General features: G+C 42.0%; 13 protein-coding genes and 1 riboswitch. Of the genes, 6 read left to right on the top strand and 7 right to left on the bottom strand.

All coding sequences use genetic code 11. The features are described 5' to 3' along the window. Window positions 1–506: 506 nt before the first annotated feature. Window positions 507–1,211, top strand: a complete 705-nt coding sequence (locus tag AAC000_RS21445) for a peroxiredoxin (RefSeq protein ID WP_339725748.1) — start codon at window positions 507–509, stop codon at window positions 1,209–1,211. 661 nt (window positions 1,212–1,872) lie between these two features. Here AAC000_RS21445 and AAC000_RS21440 read toward each other — a convergent pair. The 5 genes from AAC000_RS21440 to AAC000_RS21420 all read right to left on the bottom strand — a co-directional run bounded on the left by AAC000_RS21440 (window position 1,873) and on the right by AAC000_RS21420 (window position 12,117). Beyond that, window positions 1,873–5,550 (bottom strand): AAA family ATPase, encoded by a 3,678-nt coding sequence (locus AAC000_RS21440; protein WP_339725746.1) that lies wholly within the window; start codon window positions 5,548–5,550, stop codon window positions 1,873–1,875. Continuing rightward, entirely contained in the window at window positions 5,547–6,785 is a 1,239-nt protein-coding gene (gene sbcD / locus AAC000_RS21435) for an exonuclease subunit SbcD (RefSeq protein WP_339725744.1), read from the bottom strand. The genes AAC000_RS21440 and sbcD overlap by 4 nt, the downstream gene beginning before the upstream one ends. A gap of 211 nt (window positions 6,786–6,996) precedes the next feature. Then, on the bottom strand, window positions 6,997–8,421 hold the full coding sequence (locus tag AAC000_RS21430) for a YfcC family protein (protein ID WP_339725742.1): 1,425 nt from the start codon (window positions 8,419–8,421) through the stop codon (window positions 6,997–6,999). Window positions 8,422–8,442: 21 nt separating this feature from the next. Further along, window positions 8,443–9,285: an N-formylglutamate amidohydrolase gene (locus AAC000_RS21425; protein WP_339725740.1), complete on the bottom strand. Its 843-nt coding sequence runs from the start codon at window positions 9,283–9,285 to the stop codon at window positions 8,443–8,445. Between the two features lie 117 nt (window positions 9,286–9,402). After that, window positions 9,403–12,117 carry a TonB-dependent receptor gene (locus AAC000_RS21420; RefSeq protein WP_339725738.1) on the bottom strand — a complete coding sequence of 905 codons (2,715 nt, stop codon included), beginning with the start codon at window positions 12,115–12,117 and terminating at the stop codon, window positions 9,403–9,405. Window positions 12,118–12,246: 129 nt separating this feature from the next. On the opposite strand from AAC000_RS21420, the gene AAC000_RS21415 reads away from it, so the two are divergent. Then, entirely contained in the window at window positions 12,247–13,173 is a 927-nt protein-coding gene (locus AAC000_RS21415) for a LysR family transcriptional regulator (RefSeq protein ID WP_339725754.1), read from the top strand. Between the two features lie 120 nt (window positions 13,174–13,293). Here AAC000_RS21415 and AAC000_RS21410 read toward each other — a convergent pair whose 3' ends face one another. After that, window positions 13,294–14,406, bottom strand: coding sequence for a hypothetical protein (locus AAC000_RS21410; RefSeq protein ID WP_339725736.1), 1,113 nt, complete (start codon window positions 14,404–14,406; stop codon window positions 13,294–13,296). 257 nt (window positions 14,407–14,663) lie between these two features. On the opposite strand from AAC000_RS21410, the gene AAC000_RS21405 reads away from it, so the two are divergent. The 4 genes from AAC000_RS21405 to AAC000_RS21390 all read left to right on the top strand — a co-directional run bounded on the left by AAC000_RS21405 (window position 14,664) and on the right by AAC000_RS21390 (window position 19,746). Next, the gene (locus AAC000_RS21405; protein WP_339725735.1) at window positions 14,664–15,248 is read left to right on the top strand and encodes a hypothetical protein; all 585 of its coding nucleotides are present in this window, start codon (window positions 14,664–14,666) and stop codon (window positions 15,246–15,248) included. A gap of 150 nt (window positions 15,249–15,398) precedes the next feature. Continuing rightward, a complete protein-coding gene (secD, locus tag AAC000_RS21400; protein WP_339725734.1) occupies window positions 15,399–17,252 on the top strand; it encodes a protein translocase subunit SecD in 1,854 nt (617 codons plus the stop codon). Next, on the top strand, window positions 17,252–18,223 hold the full coding sequence (gene secF, locus AAC000_RS21395) for a protein translocase subunit SecF (protein ID WP_339725732.1): 972 nt from the start codon (window positions 17,252–17,254) through the stop codon (window positions 18,221–18,223). The genes secD and secF overlap by 1 nt, the downstream gene beginning before the upstream one ends. Before the next feature lie 209 nt (window positions 18,224–18,432). After that, entirely contained in the window at window positions 18,433–19,746 is a 1,314-nt protein-coding gene (locus tag AAC000_RS21390; RefSeq protein ID WP_339725731.1) for a hypothetical protein, read from the top strand. A gap of 77 nt (window positions 19,747–19,823) precedes the next feature. On the opposite strand, the gene AAC000_RS21385 is transcribed toward AAC000_RS21390, so the two are convergent. After that, window positions 19,824–21,899 (bottom strand): diguanylate cyclase, encoded by a 2,076-nt coding sequence (locus AAC000_RS21385; protein ID WP_339725730.1) that lies wholly within the window; start codon window positions 21,897–21,899, stop codon window positions 19,824–19,826. 458 nt (window positions 21,900–22,357) lie between these two features. Beyond that, a riboswitch (cobalamin riboswitch) is annotated at window positions 22,358–22,503 on the top strand. The last annotated feature ends 13 nt before the right edge of the window (window positions 22,504–22,516 follow it).

Raw genomic sequence — 22,516 nt, 5'->3', positions numbered from 1 at the left:
TTAAGTGTAGACCTATATCTCATTACGAAAAGTTTACTCTGACCCCAGATACTTTAATAATATGTTGAGCAACTCCGATTGGATTAACTCTTGGCAATCTAGCCATCAGAACTATCTTCTATTTATGGAAGGTTTAAGTGTAGACCTATATCTCATTACGAAAAGTTTACTCTGACCCCAGATACTTCTGACCCCAGATACTTCCTCGGCGAACTCTTAAGCGAGTGCCTAACTATCATTGATAGCACACCAAACACATAGGTAAGGGAACATATACAAAGCCCCCATTCATTTTGTGATTCAAGATTTAAATTTGTGCTACACCCGATTAATCTCCAACCTGTTTCAATGTACCCACCAATCTAAATAGCCTAAATATGAAGTTATAGTTTTCACCGATTAGGATGATAGGAATTTACAATTAGACTTTATATTAGAAAAAACTAATATAAAGTTATCACATAAACAGGACGCAGAGCTGTCCTACTAAATCGAGGATAATAGTGATGAGTTGCGATACAAAACTTAAGCCAAGAAAATCCAAAATAGATACACAATCAAATGTCGAAACTAATATTAATCAGGAGAAAAAAACAATGAGTTCAACAATGGTTCGCAGTGAAATGCCAGAATTTGAAATGGAAGCATATGACTCAAGCACGGGTCATTACACAACGGTTTCTAGTAACGATTACAAAGATAAATGGGTAGCAATTTGTTTTTACCCTGCTGATTTCACCTTTGTTTGCCCAACTGAAATAGCTGCAATGAACGCAAAATATGACGACTTTCAGGAAATGGGTGTAGAAATCCTGCCTGTTTCTGTTGATTCAAAATTCTCTCATAAGCGCTTTGTAGAAACAGAGCCAGTTTTAGCTGGATTAAAGCTAACGATGGGTGCAGACACCACCCAAGAAGTTAGCCGTAAGTTTGGCATATTGGTCGAAGAAGAAGGCGTTGCGTTACGTGGCCGTTTTCTTTTTAATCCAGATGGTATTTGTGTTGCTCAAGAAGTTCAGGCTGATTCTGTAGGACGTAATGTAAATGAGTTTCTACGTCAAATTGAAGCTTGGCAATATGCAACTAAAACAGGAGAAGTTTGCCCTGCGGGTTGGAGACCAGGCAAGAAAACACTTCCTGTAAATACAGATGCCGAGAAAATGACTGGCCGCGTGGGTGATTATATTACTATAGAAGAAATATTGAGCTAAAAACCTTAATGTTAAAAAGCTGGGTTTACCCAGCTTTTTATTGGGTTTTTGTGAATAATATTTAACTTAAGCTTTCTTTAATTTAGTTAACTAAAAAAGCTTATAACTTGAACAGTAAACTATCGGGGATCAGAACAAAGTTAAATCATCCTGAGAATGTATTGATACTCCCACTGTAACAAAACGGTTTAACCTAGTCTTTTGTCGGAAACCCCTTATATAGATACCCACTGTAACAAAAATGATAAAACATAATTTAATCAATAAACTACAGAAAATAGCACCACGAAAAAACAGTGGCGAAGCCACCAACGCTTTTGTCGGCGAAGCCGATGCTTTTGATTTACCCTCGCATGTATGTTCGCCGGCTATCTGGTGAAGAACATAGTTTGGCGAGCGGCCTTTTTTGCCTACTTTTTTTGGCTGTTGACCATATTTACAGGATAAATATGGAACAGCTTTAGCTGGCCTGAAAGGTAAAGTGCAGGTCGCACTTTATAAAAAAAGTATGGTCGTTTGGCAAGGATGCCAATCGAAAAACTGCATGCGGACGCCGCACGGGATACAGGTAAGCGCAGCGCATTATGAACAAGGAGATTCCGGCCCAAAAGACTACCGGAATGACGGTTTGGGGTGTGGGGTGTGGGAGTAACAGTGTAAATCACAATGAAACCGCAAACTCACGATCCAACTCACTCACCCCCAACCCACTCTTCTTCGTCACCCTTAACTGAGTCGGAATACGTTCCTTCATCGCCTCAATATGACTTATTACCCCAATCATCTTGCCTGAGGCATTCAGGTTATCCAGCGCATCCAAAGCAATATCTAAAGTCTCTGCATCTAAGGTGCCAAAACCTTCATCTAAAAACAGCGAATCAATACTGGTTTTATGGCTGACCAAGTCAGACAACGCTAATGCTAAGGCAAGGCTCACTAAAAAACTTTCGCCGCCCGATAAGGTTTTGGTATCCCGCTCTACGTCACCTTGCCAGGTATCAAGCACGGTAAGCGCCAAGCCTTGTTCATCTTTGCGTTTAAGTAAATAACGGCCGTGGATGCGGTCGAGTTGTTTATTGGCAAGGTACACTAAATTATCTAGGGTGAGCCCTTGGGCAAAGCGGCGGAATTTGTCACCGCTGGCTGAGCCAATTAAACCGTGTAGGTAACTCATCTCATCGTAATCTTGTTTTTGTTGTTCTATTTGGTCGAGTAATGCTTGCTGCCGGCTTGATTCGTTTTGGTCGTTGGCAAGTTGACTGCTAATGCCGCCCCTGCGCTCTACTAGAGTGTCTTTTTCTGTTTGCACTAGTTGTAACTGTACTTGCACTTGGGCTTTGTTAGTTTGCGTCCACTCTGCGGCTTCTGGTAATTTTTCTAATTCTTTCAACTGCTTAGTTGATTGTTCTAACAAGGTTTGGGCGCGGTTTAACTGAGCATCCAAATGTTGCTTTAAATTTATTAGAGAGTTGCGCTGTTCTTCAGGAAGCAACGCGGCTTCAAACTCAGCTTGCTCAGCAAAAATGCTGGCCGCAAGGGATGTTTGCCATTTATCAGTTTGCTCTGTGAACAACTGGTTTAACTCAGTATGCTGTTCTGTCAGCGCCTTAATGGATGCAGACAAGTCATTATGCTGTTGCTCAAACGCTTTATGCTTAGTCAGGCAAAGCTGATAGTTTTGTTCGGCTTTTTGCAGCTGACTATTTAGCTCGTCCCGAGCTTGCGCCACACTTTGTTGACCAAATAATTGCTGTCGTTGATGGGTCTTTTCAGCTAATTCTGTTTCGAATTTTTCCAGTGCTGCTTGTTCGACAGCTAATTGTGAATTCATGGTTTGCAACAACCCTTCCACTGCAGACTTTTCCGCTCTTTTACCCGCAAGTTGCTCACTTAGTTGCTCTTTTTCACGGATTTTATGTTGATACGCTTGTACATCTTGTTTTTTGTTTTGTAACCAATGTTTGAGGTCGGTTTCGGCTGTTATTTTATAACCGAGGGCGGCAATATTATTCACCAAAGCGGTGTGATGCTGTTGTGCTGTGTCCACTAAGTTTTGATATTCTTGACTGGCGCTGTGATGATTTTGTTGCAAAGACGCGTGGCTTTGCTCTAGCAGTGTTAATTGGTGACTAACTTGGTCACTGTCGCGTTGGGTAATGTTAAGGGTTTCTTTTTTGCTTTGGATCGCTTTGTCTAACTGACTCAGGTTTCTTAATTGCTTAGACAGGTTTTCAAGTTGTGCCTTTTGTTCTTGTTCATAGGCTTGTAATTTTTGCTGGTCGCTTATGTCACAGTCCCAATGCAACTTTGCCACTGTTGCTTGCCATTGCTGGCTAAGTTCTGCTTTTATTTCTGTATTTTCTGTCAGTTGGGCCTGCCATTGTTTGATTTTATCGCTAAGGCTGTCGAGCTTTTCGCGCACAGCTTTACCGTCTTGTTCTAATTGATTTAGGCGTCGCTCTGCTTGTTGTTTTCTGGCCACAGTTTGTGGGATATCAATGCTCATGTCTGCGGATAGAGGATGCTCAGTGGCGCCACATAAAGGGCACGCTTCTTCCTCTTTCAGCAATTGCCGATACTGGGCCAATTGTTCTTCTTGGCTAACTAATTGTTGTAGATCTTGGCACTGCTGACTTTGTTCTTGGTAATCTTTAGCTAAGGCACTACGCTGCGCAGTTAATTCAGCAACTTGGGTTTGGCTGTTTTGCAGTTCGTTTTGACTGGTGGCTTGGTCTTTGTTCAATTGCAAAAAACGCCGCTGAATATCCTGTGTTTTATGTACCTCTGGCCAAAGGTGGTTAACGTTAGCTAAGTGATTTTCAAGTGCAGTGCTGTCTGAGTTGGCTGTTAAAGCCTGATACTCTGCCTGTTTTTCTGCCAGTGCCTGCTGCTGGCGCTGCAAATCTGCCGCCAGCTTTTGCCCTTGAATTTGCAACTGTTCACGGTTTTTGTTGTGTTCAGTGAGCTGGCTTGCAAATCCTTGATTTTGTTTTTGTAAGGCAACTGCCGTTAGTTGATCTTTTTCAAGCTGGGCCAGTGACCCATTCCACCCACTAAGTTGTTCACCCGCTGCGCTATCAGCCACTTGTGCCGTCAGATAGTCTTGGGTCAGCTTATGCTGCTGCTCTAGTTGCGTTAAGGCTGTGCTTAACTCTTGATGTTGAGTGTGCGACTCGCGCTGTTGTTGCTGCAATTGACTAAGGTATGTGCGTTTATCTTGCTGTTTTTCGCACAAGGTGCTGATTTGGGTGTCCAAGGGGATCACCTGGCTGGTGATCAAGGCTTCCTGAGCTTGCTGATTTTGTTTAGTTTGTTTTAAAAATGCGTCAGCCTCGGCCAAGGTTTTAGTTGCTTGGGCTAGCTGCTCAGCTACCACCTTTTGCTGGCTTTGTTGTGCCGTCAAATTTTGATGGGTTTTAGTGCAAGTGGCAGTGATGTCAGTCAAGCGCTCCCAACTTGGGCGCAGGCGTTCAGCCGGTTGGCTTTTTTCCAGTAAGGTTAAATTGGCTTGTTCATCGGTAATGGCCTGTGTGGCATCACGGTTTTGGAGTGTGGCCGCTTGTTGGTCTTGTTCGGCCCTAAGCTTTTTATCCCACCAGTTAATATGTTGGGTATGAGCATGGATCTGCTGCTCGATGGTGCTTTGCTTGTGTTGCAACTGCTCAAGTTCGTCTTGCAGTCCTTGTTTTTGCTCTGGGCTAAGCAATTGAAAGGTGTTCGCCCCCACCTGCAATTCACTGAGTTTTTGTTTGGCCAGACTGTGGTGTTCATGCACTTTAATGGAAATCTGGCCGTAGATTTCAGTACCGGTTAATTCTTCAAGCAATTCGGCTCTTTGAGTTTCAGCAGCATTTAAAAACGCCGCAAAATCCCCTTGGGATAACATCATAGACTTAGTAAAACGGCCAAAATCTAAGCCAGTTAAGACTTCAATTTCGTCGCTTTTTTGCCTAATTTGGGTAGCCAGCACTTTGCCTGTGGCCACTTCTGCCAGCTCTGCGTCGGCAGGTTGTAAGTTGCCATCCACATTACCCCGTGAACGGCGCATACTCCAAAACGCCCGATAAGCGGTGCCTTTTACTTCAAACTCCACCTCGGCTAAACACTCGGCTGTGCCGCGTGTCATGATTTCGTTTGAGGAGTTAGTGATTTGACCCAGCCTTGGCGTTTGATGATATAGCGCCAAACAGATGGCATCGAGTAAAGTGGTTTTACCCGCACCTGTAGGGCCGGTAATAGCAAACAAACCATTTTCAGCAAAAGGCGTTTGGGTAAAATCGACTTTCCATTCACCTTTGAGTGAGTTGAGGTTTTTTAATCGAATACTGAGGATCTTCATTCAGCGGTTCCCTGATGTACTACCTCTGACAGTATTTGGCTGAAGCGTTGTTTCACTTGCTTGAGTGTGGTTTGCTCTTCGTCAGTTTCAAAGGTTTCCATGGCTAAGCGTTTTTCAAATACCTCATCTGGGGTTAATTCGGCCAGAGTTTCACTTTGCATTTGACTCAATAACTGACGGCGCTGATTACGTGAACGCCTTAGCTGTAACACTTCAACATTCAATCCTTCGGTCATGGCTTGAATACGCTGTTGTAAATCAGATAAATAATCTTGGCTGTCCACCTCTAAGCACAACCAAGTGACTTGATCTGATTCGGGGTTGATCTCGAAGGACTTTAGCCGTTCTGCTATAGCCGCCAAGTCACCTTTGATGACTTGCATAGGTTGGAAAAGTGGAATATCTACAGGGGTGATACTGGTGAGCAGAGCGCCACTAAATTCCACCAGCATCACTTGTTTTTGGGAGCCTAGTTCATCAAAACTTAAAGGGATTGGTGAGCCGCAATAACGAATATGTTCAGACTTAGCGACTATCTGCGGTTTATGAATATGCCCCAACGCAATGTAGTCTGCTGGCGGGAAACCATCTGCAGCAAAGCCGTCTAAGGTGCCAATATAAATGTCACGTACGCTCTCAGATTGACTCACACCTAGCGCGGTTAAATGACCAGTGGCAATGATAGGCAAATCTAACCCGCTTTCTTGTCTTTTAGTCTCAGCAATTTGATAAAGGCTTTGGTAATGCTGCTTAATGGCGTCGCCCAATGCTTGGCGTTTTTGTAAGCCGGTGTCGCCTGCATGACTTTGCAATACATCTCTGGCGCGAATAAAAGGCACAGCGCATAAAATGGCGGCGGGTTGGCCTGATTTATCTGGGATAGTGAACACTTGTTGCTCTATAGCCAACCCGGTGCTGGCCACCACAATAGTATTTAAACACGCGAGGATTTGTTTGGATTCATTTAGTGTCGACACCGAGTCGTGATTGCCACCCAGTACCACCAACACACAGTTAAGCTTTTGTATGTCCACCACAAACTGATTATACATTTCACGGGCGTAACTGGGGGGTGTGCCAGTATCAAAAATATCACCAGCGATGATCACAGCGTCTATCTGCTCACTTTCTACCTGTTGCAATAGCCAGTTAATAAAGCCTTGATGCTCTTCTTTACGGCTTTTAGTGAAGAAACTTTGGCCAAGGTGCCAATCAGAGGTGTGCAGTATCTTCATTGTGACTCTTCCCAGACTTCAAAAATAGGTTATTTCGGTGCAACCTGTGCAAACTGACATTATACCCACGGTGCAGCGGATTATTGAAATAACAATTTCTGGAAAGATACGTTTATAAAATGGAAAACAACGCTAATTCAGCAGCTTAAAGCCGTCAATTAGCGCCACAATACCCTTTTTATTAGTTTAAGTGGCCGTAAAAACGGTGATTCTAGTAACCCAAATAAACCGAAGTAGCCAACAAAACTATGGCAATACCTATATAAATTAACCATAACGGGAAGATAAATTTCGCCCAATCAGACCAAGCTATTTTTGCCGTGGCTAAATAAGCCAACAAGGTACCCGAAGTGGGGGTCAATATATTGGTAATACCGTTGCCAAACAAAAACGCATTTAAGGTGGTTTGTGCCGACACACCCGATAATTGCCCTATTGGCCCCATAATAGGCATACTCACCGCAGCCTGTCCTGAAGTAGAAGGGATAAGAAAATCTAAGGTCAACTGAGAAAAAAACATGCCTACTGCCGACACCATTGGATTGTCATCGCCAATAGCAGAAACGAGCCCATGCACCACAGAATCAAGAATTTGCCCTTTTTCTAAGGTCACAGCTACGGCGGATGCAATGCCAATTAAAAAGCTAGCAAGTAAGACTTTTTTCATGCCGCTGACAAAGGCATTGGCGGCATTATTGGCCCCCATTCCACTCACTAATGCCAAGAGCATACAAATAGCAATATAGTAGGCCGACAACGCATGGTGTTTCCAATGCCATTGATTCGAAGCATACACTAAAAACCCAATACTTATGCCTAATGAGGCAAGCATTATGCTGTGGCGCAGCGATAATTTCTCGGCTGCGAAACTAATAGTCACGTCTTTCACATAACCACTTTTACGTACCATCAACAATACAAAAATGATGCCTACCAGCAAAAAAACCAAATAAAACAAAAAGCGAATTTCGGCGCCACTGAATATTTGTAGTCCAAGCAAGGGCTGTGCAATTGTCAGTGGCAAAGGGTTAGTCACAGAGGATAAATAGCCGGCTTTGACTGACACCGCAACGATAGAAAAACCTATCATGTTAGACATGCCTAAACGATTCGCCATAGCTACCATTATCGGTATCACCAACAGGTATTCAGAAGCCAACCCTAAAAAGGTACTACCTGCTGAAAACACCGTCATTAGCACTATCACTAGTACATAAATATTACCGTTAACCAAACTCAACAAACGCTCTAAACCCGCATCAATTGCACCCGACTTAGTTAAAATTCCAAATAGCCCTCCTATGATCAGCACCATAAAAATCAAGCCAGCGCCCCGCTCCAAACCTTCAGGTATTGAAAGCAGCATCCCCGCTAGGCTGACTGGCTTAGTGATATTTTGAACGGGATCAGGATCAACATTGAATAGATTTGAAATTGAACTGTCTTTTTGTAACGTTTGATAACTATTGGGAACAACAACTTTTCCTTGTCGTTGGTAACTACCGGAATCGATTATATAAGTTAAAAACATGGCAAAAACCAAAATACCCAGCAAGATAATGATGGGATTCATGCTTTTATGCTCTGGCGTTGCCTTAGGGGCAATCACCTCAGAGGAAGGATTATTTTGTGACATGTTTTTCTCTACGTTAGCGGGCTAAATTTTATTTTTTACATAGGCCGCAATTTTTGCGGAGACTAAAGTCAAGTCTGCTTGAAACTGACTAAAATTATCATTTGGCGTAAAATTCGTTTCATTCATATATAAATTACGATTCACTTCTATTTGCATACTATGTCGATTGTTTGCCACGTCTGCATAATGAGTCACTAAATATCCTCCTTTATAAGGCGTATTGCGCACTACACGATAGCCTAGGGCTACAAATGCATCTTCAACAACCTGCACAAAATCAGGCTCTGCACTAGTGCCATCATTGTCACCTAAAATAATGTCGGGCCTTAACAGTCCGCTGTCAATATTCATTCCATTGCCACGAGACTTCATTGAATGACAATCGATATGCCAAACACCGCCATGAATATCATGGAGCGTATCTAAGCGTTGCATCAACGCATTATGATAAGGGAAATAATAATGCTGCAATCGAAACTGTACTTGTGCTCGGCTCAGTTTATTGTCGTAAATTGGCATGTCTGGTAATGCCATTCTACGTATCAATCCCATGCCTCTGTCGCTGTAAGGGGTGGGTTGACAATGATCCCAGGGGTTATCAAGCAACAGTGGGTCGATGTCATTGGGCGCTCTGTTAAGATCAACATACATTCGTGAAATATTGGCAAGTAACAAATAGGCGTTATGGTTGACGACACCTTGCCAAAGATCGCCAACAAAAGCATCCCAACCTGTCATTAAATGTTGTTTCGCAACGCTACTCACAAAGTCATCAGGAAAAACATCACCACTATGTGGCGAATCAAACACTAAAGGTAACGCTTTAGTGTTATTGGGTGAAATAAGGGTATACGGCAAAATCATGCTTAGAATCCGCTTTAGAGAAAAACAAAGTAGCTTGTTCTAAACAAGCTACTTACGCGCAAGTCACTACCTTCGTAGGTCGCACCTCGGCAGGTCGCGCCTCGGCAGGTCGCACAATTACAAGTCGTAATTCAACTGGAAATACATAAAGCGGCCTATGGCGTTGTAGGTATTTTGGTCGAAATTGATATTAGTATTGGTCAGCGACACCGGTGGTTGTTTGTCTGCGATATTGTTAATACCGAGTTTGACTTTAAGGCCATTATCGAAATCATATCCACCAGACACGTTATGGTAAGTAACCGAATTGATCGCTAATGCTTCATCACCAAGGGTTTCAGTTGTATCGCCTATATAACGGGCGCTATAGCTGGCAGACCATTGCTCATTTTTCCAACGCGCCGTAAGACTGCTGCGCCACTCTGGGTATGACTCACGTGACGCCGCAGTGCCAACCTTTTCTACTGTCAAAGTTGAACCATCTGACAGGGTTGATACCTCTGAAAGCTCAGTTAACTTTGAAAAATTGGCACCAAAATCCCACTTCCCTAAATCATTTTTAATGCTGTAGTGCATCACAACATCCATACCCGCAACGGTAGTGCTGTTTAGATTCACCGGACCATCAACTAAATCAAGAATTTCACCTGAACTATCACGGCTGATCACCCCACAGTTTTTATTTTTGTAGGCACACAAGTCGAGAATATTTTGTGCACCAAACACACTTATGGTGTCGCTAATCTCAATGTCATACCAATCCGCGGTAATACTAAAACCATCTAGAAATTCCGGTAAATAGACAACACCAAAAGACACATTTTCTGAGGTTTCTGGCTGCAATAGTTTATTGCCACCTGTAGTTATTGGAATATTACTGTTTTCCTGCACATAACCAGCTGGTACGCCCACACAACCTGGCAGTTGTGTATTGGTAGCACAAGGGTCAAGCACTGCTATTACTGTGGCTCTTTGACCTTCAAATAGTTCTAAAATGGACGGCGCTCTAAAACCTTCTGACCAGGTGGCTCTTAAAGACAAGCCCTCTGTTGGGCTATAAATTAAACCTGCCTTACTATTAGTGGTGCTACCAAAGGTACTGTAGTCTGAAAAACGACTCGCTAAACTTAGCTCAAGGTTTTTGACCATAGTTTGGTCCGCTAATAACGGAATACTCACTTCAACATAAGCTTCGGTTAAGTCGTACTCCCCTTCTGTACCTAAACGCGGTGCAGATGAGGTGGTGCGGTAGGTGTTAACTCTGGGATCTGAGTTAACGTAACTGTCGGAAACATCTAAGCCTTTTTCTTTACGGTATTCCATACCTGCAGCCACGGCTAAGTCTCCAGCTGGCAGCTCATAAAGACTACCTGTAACGTTAAAGGTGAAATCTAGCTGCTCTGCTTTGTTGTTGTCTTGCGCAGTAAAATTAACATAGTCGACCATATCTTGAGTCAAAGGATTAAACAGGTTTATCGACACACAGCCCGCTTGCAGATCACTAACGCTCGCAGTTATTCCGCTAGCATCACAAGCTCTCATCCCTAATGCTAACCTGTCTAAATCCATTTGATTTTTGGACGTAAACTCACCTTTGTTTTCTGCCCAAGACAAAAAGCTATCCCAACTCCAATCATCGCCAAACTGCCCCTCTAGACCCACGCCTAAACGGACGGTTTCAACCACCTGTTCGTTGACGCGCAAACCGTTTTCGTTAAAAAAAGAGGTGTGCCTAAAATCAGAACCAGAAAACTCCACTCCAAAAGGATTAACAGCAGAATTATCAGGAATAATAAATCCTCTGCTTCCTTGAATTGTGGACAGGGCTGCAGAAAATTGTTGGTCAGATATACGTTTGTTATACAGGGCTTCAATTTTGAGGTCAGCAAACTCAAAAGGCATTATGCCTTGGGCATATAACGAAAATCTTTCACTTGGACCAACCACATAATTATCGGTATAACGGTTGTAGGTATCCTCAGAAGTCACTCCGCGCCAGTTATCAATATCACTTCCATCGCTGCCCGGCGCGCGTGTAATGCCACCAGATGGGATAGTAAAATCAATCACACTGTCTAATGAGCTCTCTCTAAACAAACCTTCAGGCGTACCTGTAGATAATCCATTGAGTGGCACAGCTGTTAGATCTCGGTCCTGAGTATAAATGGGCTTTTGGTCTGAATAACTCGCAGCCAACATAAAGTTGCTATCACCTACATCTTTACCCCATAAAAAATCTATATTTGCAGTTTCTTTATCACCTTCTGAAGACTCACCGTAATAAGCTTTAATACTGGCACCAACAAAGTCAGAGTGAGTGTATATATTGACTACACCTGCAATCGCATCTGCACCATAAATCGCTGTTGCGCCATCTTGTAATATTTCTACCCTTTTAACTATGGCTTGTGGAATAGTATTCATATCAACAAAATCTCGGAAACCACGAGTCCCTGCGCCATTCACCCACCTATGACCATTCACTAAAACTAATGAACGGTTATCACCTAGGTTGCGCAAGTTAATACTACTTGCACCATGGCTTGTTCCAGCAGAACCATTACCATTTAAGCTTGAACCTACCGAAGGTAGTTCTTGTAATACATCACCTAAGGAAATTACACCGTTTTGGTTTAGATCTTCAAAATCAAACGCTTGCACAGGACTAGGCGTTTCACTTTGACGTTTAATTCTAGATCCTGTTATTGCAATAACTTCAGTATTTTCTTGTACCTGTTGAGTATCAACTTGTTGAGCTTGGGACGCTGAAACATAACAAGAGCTTATAACGGCCAAAGCGATAACTGATTTTGTAAATGAGCGTGTCTTCATGGTGGTGTCCATTGTTGGTTATTTTTAGTTGGCTTTTAGATCTGCTGGCTACTTTACAAGCTAATTCAATCTATGCAATATTATACAAATTACTCATCACCACATTACAAATTGTTATAGGTATAACAGATCAACCCGACACAACAAAACATCAGTTTAAAAAGTTTAGAAGCCTTTAGTGCAATCATTAAAACTGGCTCGGCAACGGCTGCCGCTAAACAATTGTCCCTGACACAACCTGGGATAAGCCGCTTATTGGCATTATTGGAAGATCACATTGGTTTTCAATTATTCTATCGAGAAAAAGGTAGGTTAATACCAACAGACGAGGCGCTAACCTTAGTAAAAGAAGTGGACTTAACCCTAATGAGCGTTGATAGAATTTCACTGCTCGCCAACAATATTTTCAAATCAAACCTAGGGCAATTAAGATTAGTGGCACCGAATAGTTTTATTGCTGGCCCCTTGGCAAACGTGGTGACCGACTTTTTAGCTAAACATCCTAAAGTAAAAATAAGCTTAGATACCCATTCGCCAGAACGCGCCCGAGAAATTGTGGCACACCGCTCAGCGGATTGTGGATTTATTCAATTACCTGAAAATCACCCGGGTTTAATTTGTGAGCGTCTGGTGAGCAGCAATACCGTCTGTGCGGTATCCAGTGAACATAAACTTGCAAAATTTAAACGCCTTACCTGTAAAGATTTAGCTGGGGAAGATTTAATTTTACTCGGTAAAGGTAGGTATTCCAGATTGCAAATTGAAAACGTATTTTTACGGGACAAAGTGCCTTTACAAGTGCGTTTAGAAACCCATACCGTTGCCATTGCGTGCACCTTTGCGAAACAAAACATTGGCATTGCTATAGTGAACGAAATGCTCGCCAAACAATATGCTAACGCAGGCCTAGTTCTTATTCCCTTTAGCCCTAAAATTGTCCATGAGTATGCATTTATCACCTCTGCTCATGCGCCAATGAATAGGCTGACAGAATCCTTTTACCAACATTGTAAAATCTATTTTGAAAAAATGAATAAGGATGTGGAGCATAAATGATATCACTTGCCACAACAGCTAATTTGTCCATTAAAATCAACTTCTAGGTACAAAAGTATTCAAGTAAAAAACGGGTTAACTGCTCCACTACTTTGGTTCATGGCACTATCCAAGCTCTTATTATTCATTACCCTTAATTTTGTTATCCTCTTTCTCTAATTCGGCTATATGTCTATTGGCGGCTTGCAGTTGTCGCTCGATATCACAACGGGCGTCGATCATTTCGTTGGCGATTGAGGCTAAATATTTAAACTCTGAGAAGCCTAGTTTTTTACCGTCCATATGCTGATATTCCCTTTTGCATCGATAAAAAAACATCACAAAATTTAAAAATGCCCGTTGAAAGGTAATGTAGCTTTTGATCAACAAAATAATTAACGCCAATGTGGTAATAGTCATAATCAACAAACTGATACGTTCTACTCGTTGTTCAGCATGTGTGATGAGTACGGCCAGCTTGTCATTGACCTTAGACAGTTGACTTTCCAATGCATGTGCTTGCTCGCGAAACTGCCCTTGTAAACCAAGGTTATGATCTAAACCGATAGTTTGATAAGCCGACACTAACTCCAAGAAGCTCTGTTGGTAGGTATTCAATAAGCTTTGTTGTTGCTGAACATTCAACTGATTACTTTGGGTAATGGCTAAAGAAAGTTGTTGATAAAGCAAGGTCTCACGATCTACATAATCCAAGTTTTTGCGTAATAAAAAATCTTTTTCGCTACGCCGCATTTGCAATAACAATACCTGTAAGTCGGTTTGATTAAGGCGTTGTAATTGATCTTCTAAGCTATGAGTGGCTTCCCGAAAACGGCCTTGAAAACCACTATTTTCATCGAGTCCAATTTGTGTTTGTAAATTCACCAAAGCAAAAAATTTTGAGCGATACAGAACAAAACTATGACTAAGTTCATCAAATAAGGTATTCGTATCCCCTAGTTTTGAAAAAACAGGCTTTATTAGGGTAATTTGTTGAGAAAAATCATTAGCTCGTTCTTTAAACTGATCAACATATTGCGTGTCTAGACGCAATAAAAAGTCTTTTTCATGGCGACGTAATTGTAATAACTCTTTACTCAAAGTCAGCAACTGCTGACTTTGAGTATTCAGGCTAATTAACCTGTCTGTATTGTAAATTTGGTTGCCAACCAACACCAACATACCCAACAAACATACCCCGATAATAATGATTAAGCGGGTTTTAATCGAATCAAACTCTATTGTGGCTAACATAGTCTAACCGTCACAATTATAATGTCTCAGCATGGCATTTTTTTATGACGCTTTTATGTATGCCGTTTTTGATTCATTAACCGCTCAGGGGTTAATCCGTAAAGGCAATCATCCCGTTAAGACGTAACCACCCTGTCGACACATGCTCTCGGTGGTGAGTACACAGCCCAAGTCGCAACAAGCATATTTTGTATTTCATTAGCTTATTGAGCTTGTGTTTGTAGTTTTCGCCCCTACTATAACTGCACTTTGAAACAATGATTGAACTAATAATGATGTGGGTGTGGCGCGGTTTGGTTTGCAGTGTGATGATTGCTCTTTTAGTAGCAATATCTGGCCCTGCCCGTGCATTAGACAAGTTTGAACTAAGCAAAACTACCGCTAGCTTAGTGGTTGATTTTACGAGTGAAGTAAGCCATTTAGATGACATAAAAGCTTTATCTGTGGATGTCTCGCTCTCCGAACTAAGTGAGTCTGACCATGTATTGTCTAGACTACAAAGTCAGTCAATCAAACTAGTTGAGACCATTGATAGCGACACTCATTCACCTGACAAAGCCCCTGCTTATCAACTCAGGATCAATCCCAATATTAGTTTGCCACCTTTTGAACGCCACGCGGCCAGCACTTTTGGCACGGCAATACAAATTGACGCCATTTTTCTACTCGTCTATGAATTTCAACCTGAAATTTTAGGCATTAGACACTTCTTAGCACCGTTAAATACTAACGGCGCCGTACCATGGTATTTGCGCCCCGACGCTGCAAATAATCATGGCCGCACTGCCGGCTGGAAAGACGGCAATACCTTGTACACCGGCACAATTACCTACCTAAGCTAATTCGTTCTCGCGCTCCTAGCGCCCATTTTTAGCGAGCACTTCGGTACTCAATTTTTTCGCGCTTGCGCTTTACCGCGCCTGTGCTGTCCATTTGACCTATGCATTCACTCGCATTTTATCTGTGTCACATGGCAACAAAAGAGAACAAACATGCGTAAACCAATATCAAAGCCCAAGCATACTTGGCAAATTTTAGTGATTATTATCACTGTGGTTATATTAGGGCTCAATGCCATCCCTACTTTATACGGTAACAACAATGCTTTGTTGATAAGTGCCGTCAATCCAAGTCAATCATTGCCGAATACTCAGCAGTTGCGCAACCTTATGCAGCATGATGACATAGCAGTTGAGCAAATCATTACAGGTGAAAGCAACAGTAAACTGGTCATTGCGGGTGACGACAACACCCTACTCTTTGCCCAACAACAACTAAAAAGTACCTTAGGCGAAGGCTATAACGTCAGTTTGGCCAGTCAATCTGCTGCACCTAACTGGTTGCAACAACTTGGTATGTCACCTATTAAACTGGGGTTAGACCTAAGTGGCGGTGTGTTATTTGTGTTAGAAGTCGACACCGTCAAAGCCGACCAAGAACGCCTAGCGAATGTGAAAGACCAAGCGTTACAGCTTATCCACGACCAGAACCTTAGAGGTATGAGTATTAAGCTCGATACAAGCTCTAACAACAAAACGAGTAACACCAATACTGAAAATAATCTGTACCTGCATTTCCTCAGTCACCAAGGCTCTAAGGTCAAAAAACTTGTGCAAGACTTACAACAAGCTTTACCTGGTATTAGTTACACTAAGACCAATGATACCAGTGGTACCCTGACTTTTTCTGAGCTTAACACTCAGACCTTTCATCAAGAAATTATGACTCAGGCCCTGTCTACATTGCGAGGGCGTATCGAAGAGTTGGGTATCACCGAAGCGGTGACCCAGCGCCAAGGGCAAAATCGCATTCGTATTGAATTACCTGGGGTAAAAGATCCTGAGCAGGCGAAACGAATTATTGGTGCCACCGCCTCGTTAGACTTTTATAAGATGGCCAATAGTGACACCGCCAGTGCAAAGCACTTTACCGATAAAAACGGACAGCGCTTAAGACTCGCGCCTAAGCCTATTTTCACAGGGTCAAACATCGAAAATGCCAATGCGGGACGTGATGAAATGGGAATGCCATTGGTCAATCTGACTCTTGACGGATTTGGCGGTAAAAAAATGTCAGAGTTTTCCAGAGACAATATAGGTAATCCTATGGTCACTATCTTCTCTGAGTATCACAAAAATAGCGCCGATGAGATGGTTAAAAGCAGTAAAGTTATCAACGTCGCGACTATTCAAAGTCAATTGGGTAATCGTTTTAGTATCACCCATTTAGACAGTCCAGAAGAAGCGGCCGACCTTGCGTTGCTGCTAAGAGCAGGCTCATTAGACGCCCCTATTACCATAGTGCAACAACGTACAATTCAAGCGTCACTGGGTAAAGAAAACGTCAATAACGGTTTAATGGCACTCGCCATTGGTTTAGGTATAACCTTGATTTTTATGGGCTTGTGGTATCGCAAACTTGGGCTGATTGCCAATGCCAGTTTAGTGATAAACCTAGTGTGTTTATTAGGGTTAATGGCGTTGTTGCCTAACGTAGTATTGACCTTACCTGGCATAGCAGGGCTGGTGTTAACAGTGGGCATGGCAGTGGATACCAACGTGTTAATTTTTGAACGCATAAAAGAAGAACGCCAGCGAGGGCGAAGTAATTTTTTAGCCATAGAAACAGGTTACAAAGAAGCTTTTACGACTATTTTAGATGCCAACGTGACGACCATGATCACCGCGCTGATTCTCCTGAGTATTGGTTATGGACCAGTTAAAGGGTTCGCCATGACCTTAAGTTTAGGCATTTTAACCAGCATGTTCAGCGGCGTATTTGTCGCCCACATATTAACCTATTTAGTGAAACCACAGATTGCGGTTAAACATAAGGAATTAAGCTAATGACTAGTCAAACAACGCTAAACCGCAACACCACTGCGCTTAATACAAAGCCGATAGAAAACCTTCCTTTAAGCCGCTTCAGCAAATTTCGTTTGGCTGGCTTTTATTTAGCGATAACTTTAATAGTAGTCTCGCTTCTAGGATTAGGGTTCAAAGGCTTAAATCTAGGGCTCGACTTTACTGGTGGTTACATGACCGAATTCACCACAGTACAGAGTATCGACAAACCCCAAATGCAAAGCCAACTGGCCAAACATTTAAATGGCGACTTTGAGCTCAATAGCAGTTCAGCCAATACCCAATGGAGCATTCGCCAAACTGATGGCGCAAAAAATGTAATCGATAAGGCATGGCTCAACACTTTTGCCGAGCAAAGCGGTTACAATATTAGTCCCCAAGACTCTGTGTATATTGGCTCACAAGTGGGATCAGAGCTCATAGATAACGGCAGTTTAGCCTTACTTGTTGCCGCTATTGCTATGATGGTGTATTTAACTTGGCGCTTTGAATGGCGACTTGCGTGTGGCTCCTTGGTTGCACTATTACATGACGTGATTGTAGTACTGGGATTGTTCGCATGGCTTGGTATCCCCTTTGATTTAACAGTACTCGCCAGTGTGCTTGCCATCATAGGTTATTCCCTAAATGACTCCATAGTGATTGGCGATAAATTACGTGAAGTCATGAAGGTTAAAACCGATATGAGCATGAGTCACATAGTCGATACTGCTGTTAAGTCGACCCTGACTCGCTCTGTTATCACCTCGGGCACAACCTTAGCCACTATAGGCGCAATCTGGATATTTGGCGGGCAACCACTACAAGGTTTTGCCATAGGCTTATTTGCTGGGGTGGTTTTTGGCACCTTGTCGTCAATTGCCTTATCAGCGACCATTCCACAATTAATTGGCCTGAATCCAGAGTTTTATCAGCATCGCGCCCAAGAGTTACTGTTACGCGATGAACCCTAAACACCTTATTGCTTAATGTCTGTAAAAACGCCCGCCTCAAAGGGCGTTTTTTATAGGTGGCCTCGGCTATGGCTTTCACTTTTCAGATTATCGGGATGTATTTCAGCGCCATGGTAAATTTCAATGGACTAAACAACATCAAATAAAAACAAAATGAAATACATTAAAAGATAATGTAACATTGAATTTGATTTAGCTTAGGAGTCTTTATGCTTTTGAATAATATACACAGAGTATTCAGCACTCTGTTTTTGTGCACATTAGTCGCTTGTGGCGCGAGTTCTAAAAACGATAATGAGTCTACTGCACTCACTGAAGCAAATTTCTTGGCTGTGCCACTACATTCCACCATAACCAAGGTACAGCCTATGACAGGTATTGTTTTTTGGAACGACAATACTGATGCCCTTGATAGTTTAGGCAGCAGCGTGCAATTAGAGTTCTCGTATATGTTATACAGCGATATAGTCCAGCAAGTAGGCGAATATGATTGGCAAGTAGTGGAAGAGCTGCTTAACGACGTTGCCAGTCGTGGGCACCAAGCAATATTGCGGTTTCGTTATACCTATCCTGGACACACAGAAATATCAGTACCAGATTCCATAGCCAATTCAGCTAGTTACCAGATTATGGTCGATAAAGTAGAAGGCAAAGATACCTTTTTGCCAGACTGGAGTAACAGTGCACTACAGGACTTTAGCTTGCAATTTTTTGCCGACTTTGCGGCTCGTTACGATGGAGATCCGCGTTTGGCTATGTTGCAAGTAGGCTTTGGTTCGTATTCTGAATATCACTTATATGATGGCCCTGTTAGTCTTGGGGTGAACTTTCCAAGCAAAACGTTTCAAAAAAGTTTTCTAGAAAAAATGTCTTCGAGCTTTAATACAACACTATGGTCGATATCCATTGATGCCGCTAATGATCTTTACACACCTTTAGCCGCAAACCCAAGCCTATTGGAGGCTAATTTTGGTGTATTCGATGACTCCTTTATGCACAAAACCCATTCCACTAACGATACTGAATACAATAGTACTAGCTGGTTATTTTTTGGTGCAGATCGCTATCAATCAACTATGTTAGGTGGCGAATTTAGTTACTATTCTGGCTACGATCAACAAAATGTCCTTAATCTACCGAATGGTTCCTGGGGGCGCAGTTTCGAGTCTTTTGCTGAGCAGTATCACATCAGTTACATAATAGGTAATGACCAATACAAGTACCAATCAGCCCAGCGTATAAAACAAGCCTCCTTAGCAACAGGATACAAATTTAATATCGATAGTTTTACTGCTTCAGCAACCCAAAGTCGCGTCACTATTAGCAACACAGGCATAGCGCCAATCTACTACAACGCTTACCCAGCCATCAACGGGACACGATCACCACTATCATTAAAAGGTTTACTACCTGGTGAGTCACTTAGCTTTGAATTTGAAGAAGGGGGGAATTCACCCGTATTGAGCATTGAAAGCGATCATCTAGTTGCAGGGCAAGACATTGAGTTTTCAGCTAATTTATAACTTCTAGAATAAAGTAATAAACCCTAGCGCTGCCTATAAGTATTGCCCTTAGGCAGCGCTTTTTGTCCTAATGAATACTATTTTTCATTCAGTAACGCCTCATTCCATAAGGAAATCCGATTACGCCCCAATGATTTTGATTTAAATAAGGCTAAATCTGCTTGTTCAATTAACTCTTTGGAAGTTTTGGCTTTATAACGAATCGAGGTCACACCTATGCTACAAGTCACAGAAATATTATCCAAATGACTGACTTCAACTTTACCTCGTATAGTTTCGGCGATACGCATAGCCTGATCTTGAGTTGCAGTAGGTAGCACTATACAAAATTCTTCTCCGCCAAAACGTGCAACAATATCATTCTGACGGATACATCCTTGCAAAATATTCGCTACTCCACAGAGCACAGAGTCACCAGCGCTATGTCCGTAGTTATCATTAACACTTTTAAAATGGTCAATGTCTATCATAAGCACACAGTATTCATCGAGAGGTTCTGAACCTGAAAAATCGCGATCCATAAGATCAAACAACACTCTACGGTTATAACAATGGGTGAGTGGATCACGGGCTGCTAGGTAGTCGAGTTCTCTATTTTGTTGCTTTGAAACAACAAATTTTCGATAGATAAATATGACTGCAAGCAAACATACAACCAATAACGAAGCCAATCCTATATTGGTATATTTTTTCTTGAGCAGTTCAAGTTCGGAAATAGTAGTGGCTTGCCGTGCAATTTCTATTTGGTGATTTTTCTTGGCTAACTGCAGTTGATCTAGCCTCGCTTTTTCCCGTAAAGATTCCAGCTCAACTTCCAATTTATGTGAATGTAAGTTGGCTTTGGCTAGAACCAGTTCGTTGTCGTCCTTGGCATTTTGAATAATATCATTTAAGGCAATCTCTTCTTCAGCATAATCTAATGACGCGGCAATATTGCCTCTAGATTTTTCCAACTGACGCAGTGCACGATAAACATATAACCTTTGCTCTGTGTCATTAATTTGTTTAGATAAGACTAACGATTTATTTAACAAACTAATGGCTTCATCGTTATTTTTGCCAATAAGGCTAGTCGCCAAAGGCACCAGTGTTTTTATCTGGTAAATTTTGCTGTTTATCTCAGTAGCGAGGGCTAGAGACTCTCTATAAGACGCGATAGCTTGGGTAGGGTTTTGTTGAGCCCGATAAACGTTGGCAATAATTCGCGCCGTCACCGATGCTTTTGATTTATCATTTTCTTGTAAATTTATTTTATGGGCCTTTTGCGCCATAACTAAAGCGGATTCATATTCCCCAACTTTTAAATCCATGACTGCCAATTCTCTCAAAGCAGACGCAAGGGTATATTTTGCGACTTTTGCTTCTGGCAGTGTGATGGTTATTTGGTAAAACGACCTTGCTTTATCAAATTGTTGTAAACGAAAATAAATGTGCCCAATTTGATTCGAGGTTTTCGCCATACCACTGGCGTCGTTTACTTTCATATAATACGAATAGGCTTCATGAATATGCTGCAAAGACTTTTCATAACGACCGATATGCCGATAGATTATGCCCGCCCCCAATAATGCTTTAGCACGTCCATCTGGATCATCTAATTGTTTATGAATGTCCAAACCACGGATTGAATAGTCAAGTGCCTGTACCAAGTTTCCTAAATAACGTTCCGCTTCGGCCAATGTATTTAAGGTACGCGCCATTAGTTTGAGATCACCTATGGCTGAATAAACCTCTAAGGCTTTACGGTAAAAATAGGCGGTTTGCTCTCTATTTTTTATGCGCTTGTACGACTGGGCAATTTTTTTATAGGTTTCCCCTAATTTTTTTCTTACTGTGACATCAGGGTCTGCAAGGTACTCAATAGCCTTTGTATATTGCGCAATAGCCTCGTCAAAACGTTTCTGTTGGTAATAACCATCTGCCTTGGTAATAATGGTGAGTCCGAAACACCATGCCTCTCCATGTTGTAAAAGTGCGACTTCTGACAAAGTCTCAACTTCAGTACAAGTGGTTGAAGAATATTCTTGCGAATAAACAGTGCTTGCGTAAATCCCGAGTAAGATGAAAAAGAGAGACTGAATTAGCAAACGACCAAAGGTAGTGCCCCCCTCGTTTACCTCTTCAACTAACACATTCCTTTTCATGTCGCTCATTCCTGATCCTAAGATTTACAGCTGTACCCGCACTAGAATCCACCAATTTTCAACTGGAATAAAGGAATTAAAAGGAATTTATAATGCAAATTACCCCATTGAGTTTTAATGCCTGATAAGAAATCTTGCCGATTTGTAAGCTGCAGAGAACACCAATCCAAAGTAAATAAGGCGGCTTGTCATGCTGTCCAACTGGACGATGCCATGCATTTATAGAATAGGGGTTCCCCTGCTAACTTGAAGTATTAGTTGCTAGATTAAGATTACCCCCGAGTGGCAGTTTTTTATGACTGTAGACAATATGTCAATCACGGGAAAAAGATTAAGTTTGAAAAAGCTTAACGCACGCCCCTTGGGATCACATTATTTGTAAGCCCATGCTTTTGCAGTGGCCGTAGTGTATAAAACTAAACTTCAAACCAATTACCCCTCGAATCCTATCCACATCCTTGCTATATTCCTTGGCCTATCAATAAGGTTTTGTGTTGTTTCTTCGGCAACTCAACTTAAATGGGAATTTGGTGAAAATCCAAAACTGTACCCGCAACTGTAAACGTTGATTGAAAACGTAAGTCAGATACCAGCCTTGTTATATGCTTAAAGTAGAGAATCTGCTT

It is taken from the genome of uncultured Paraglaciecola sp., assembly GCF_963977085.1.
In the GTDB taxonomy this organism is placed as follows: domain Bacteria; phylum Pseudomonadota; class Gammaproteobacteria; order Enterobacterales; family Alteromonadaceae; genus Paraglaciecola.
Note: the sequence above shows the minus strand (reverse complement) of the source record. Positions and strands in the feature narration are given on the sequence as shown.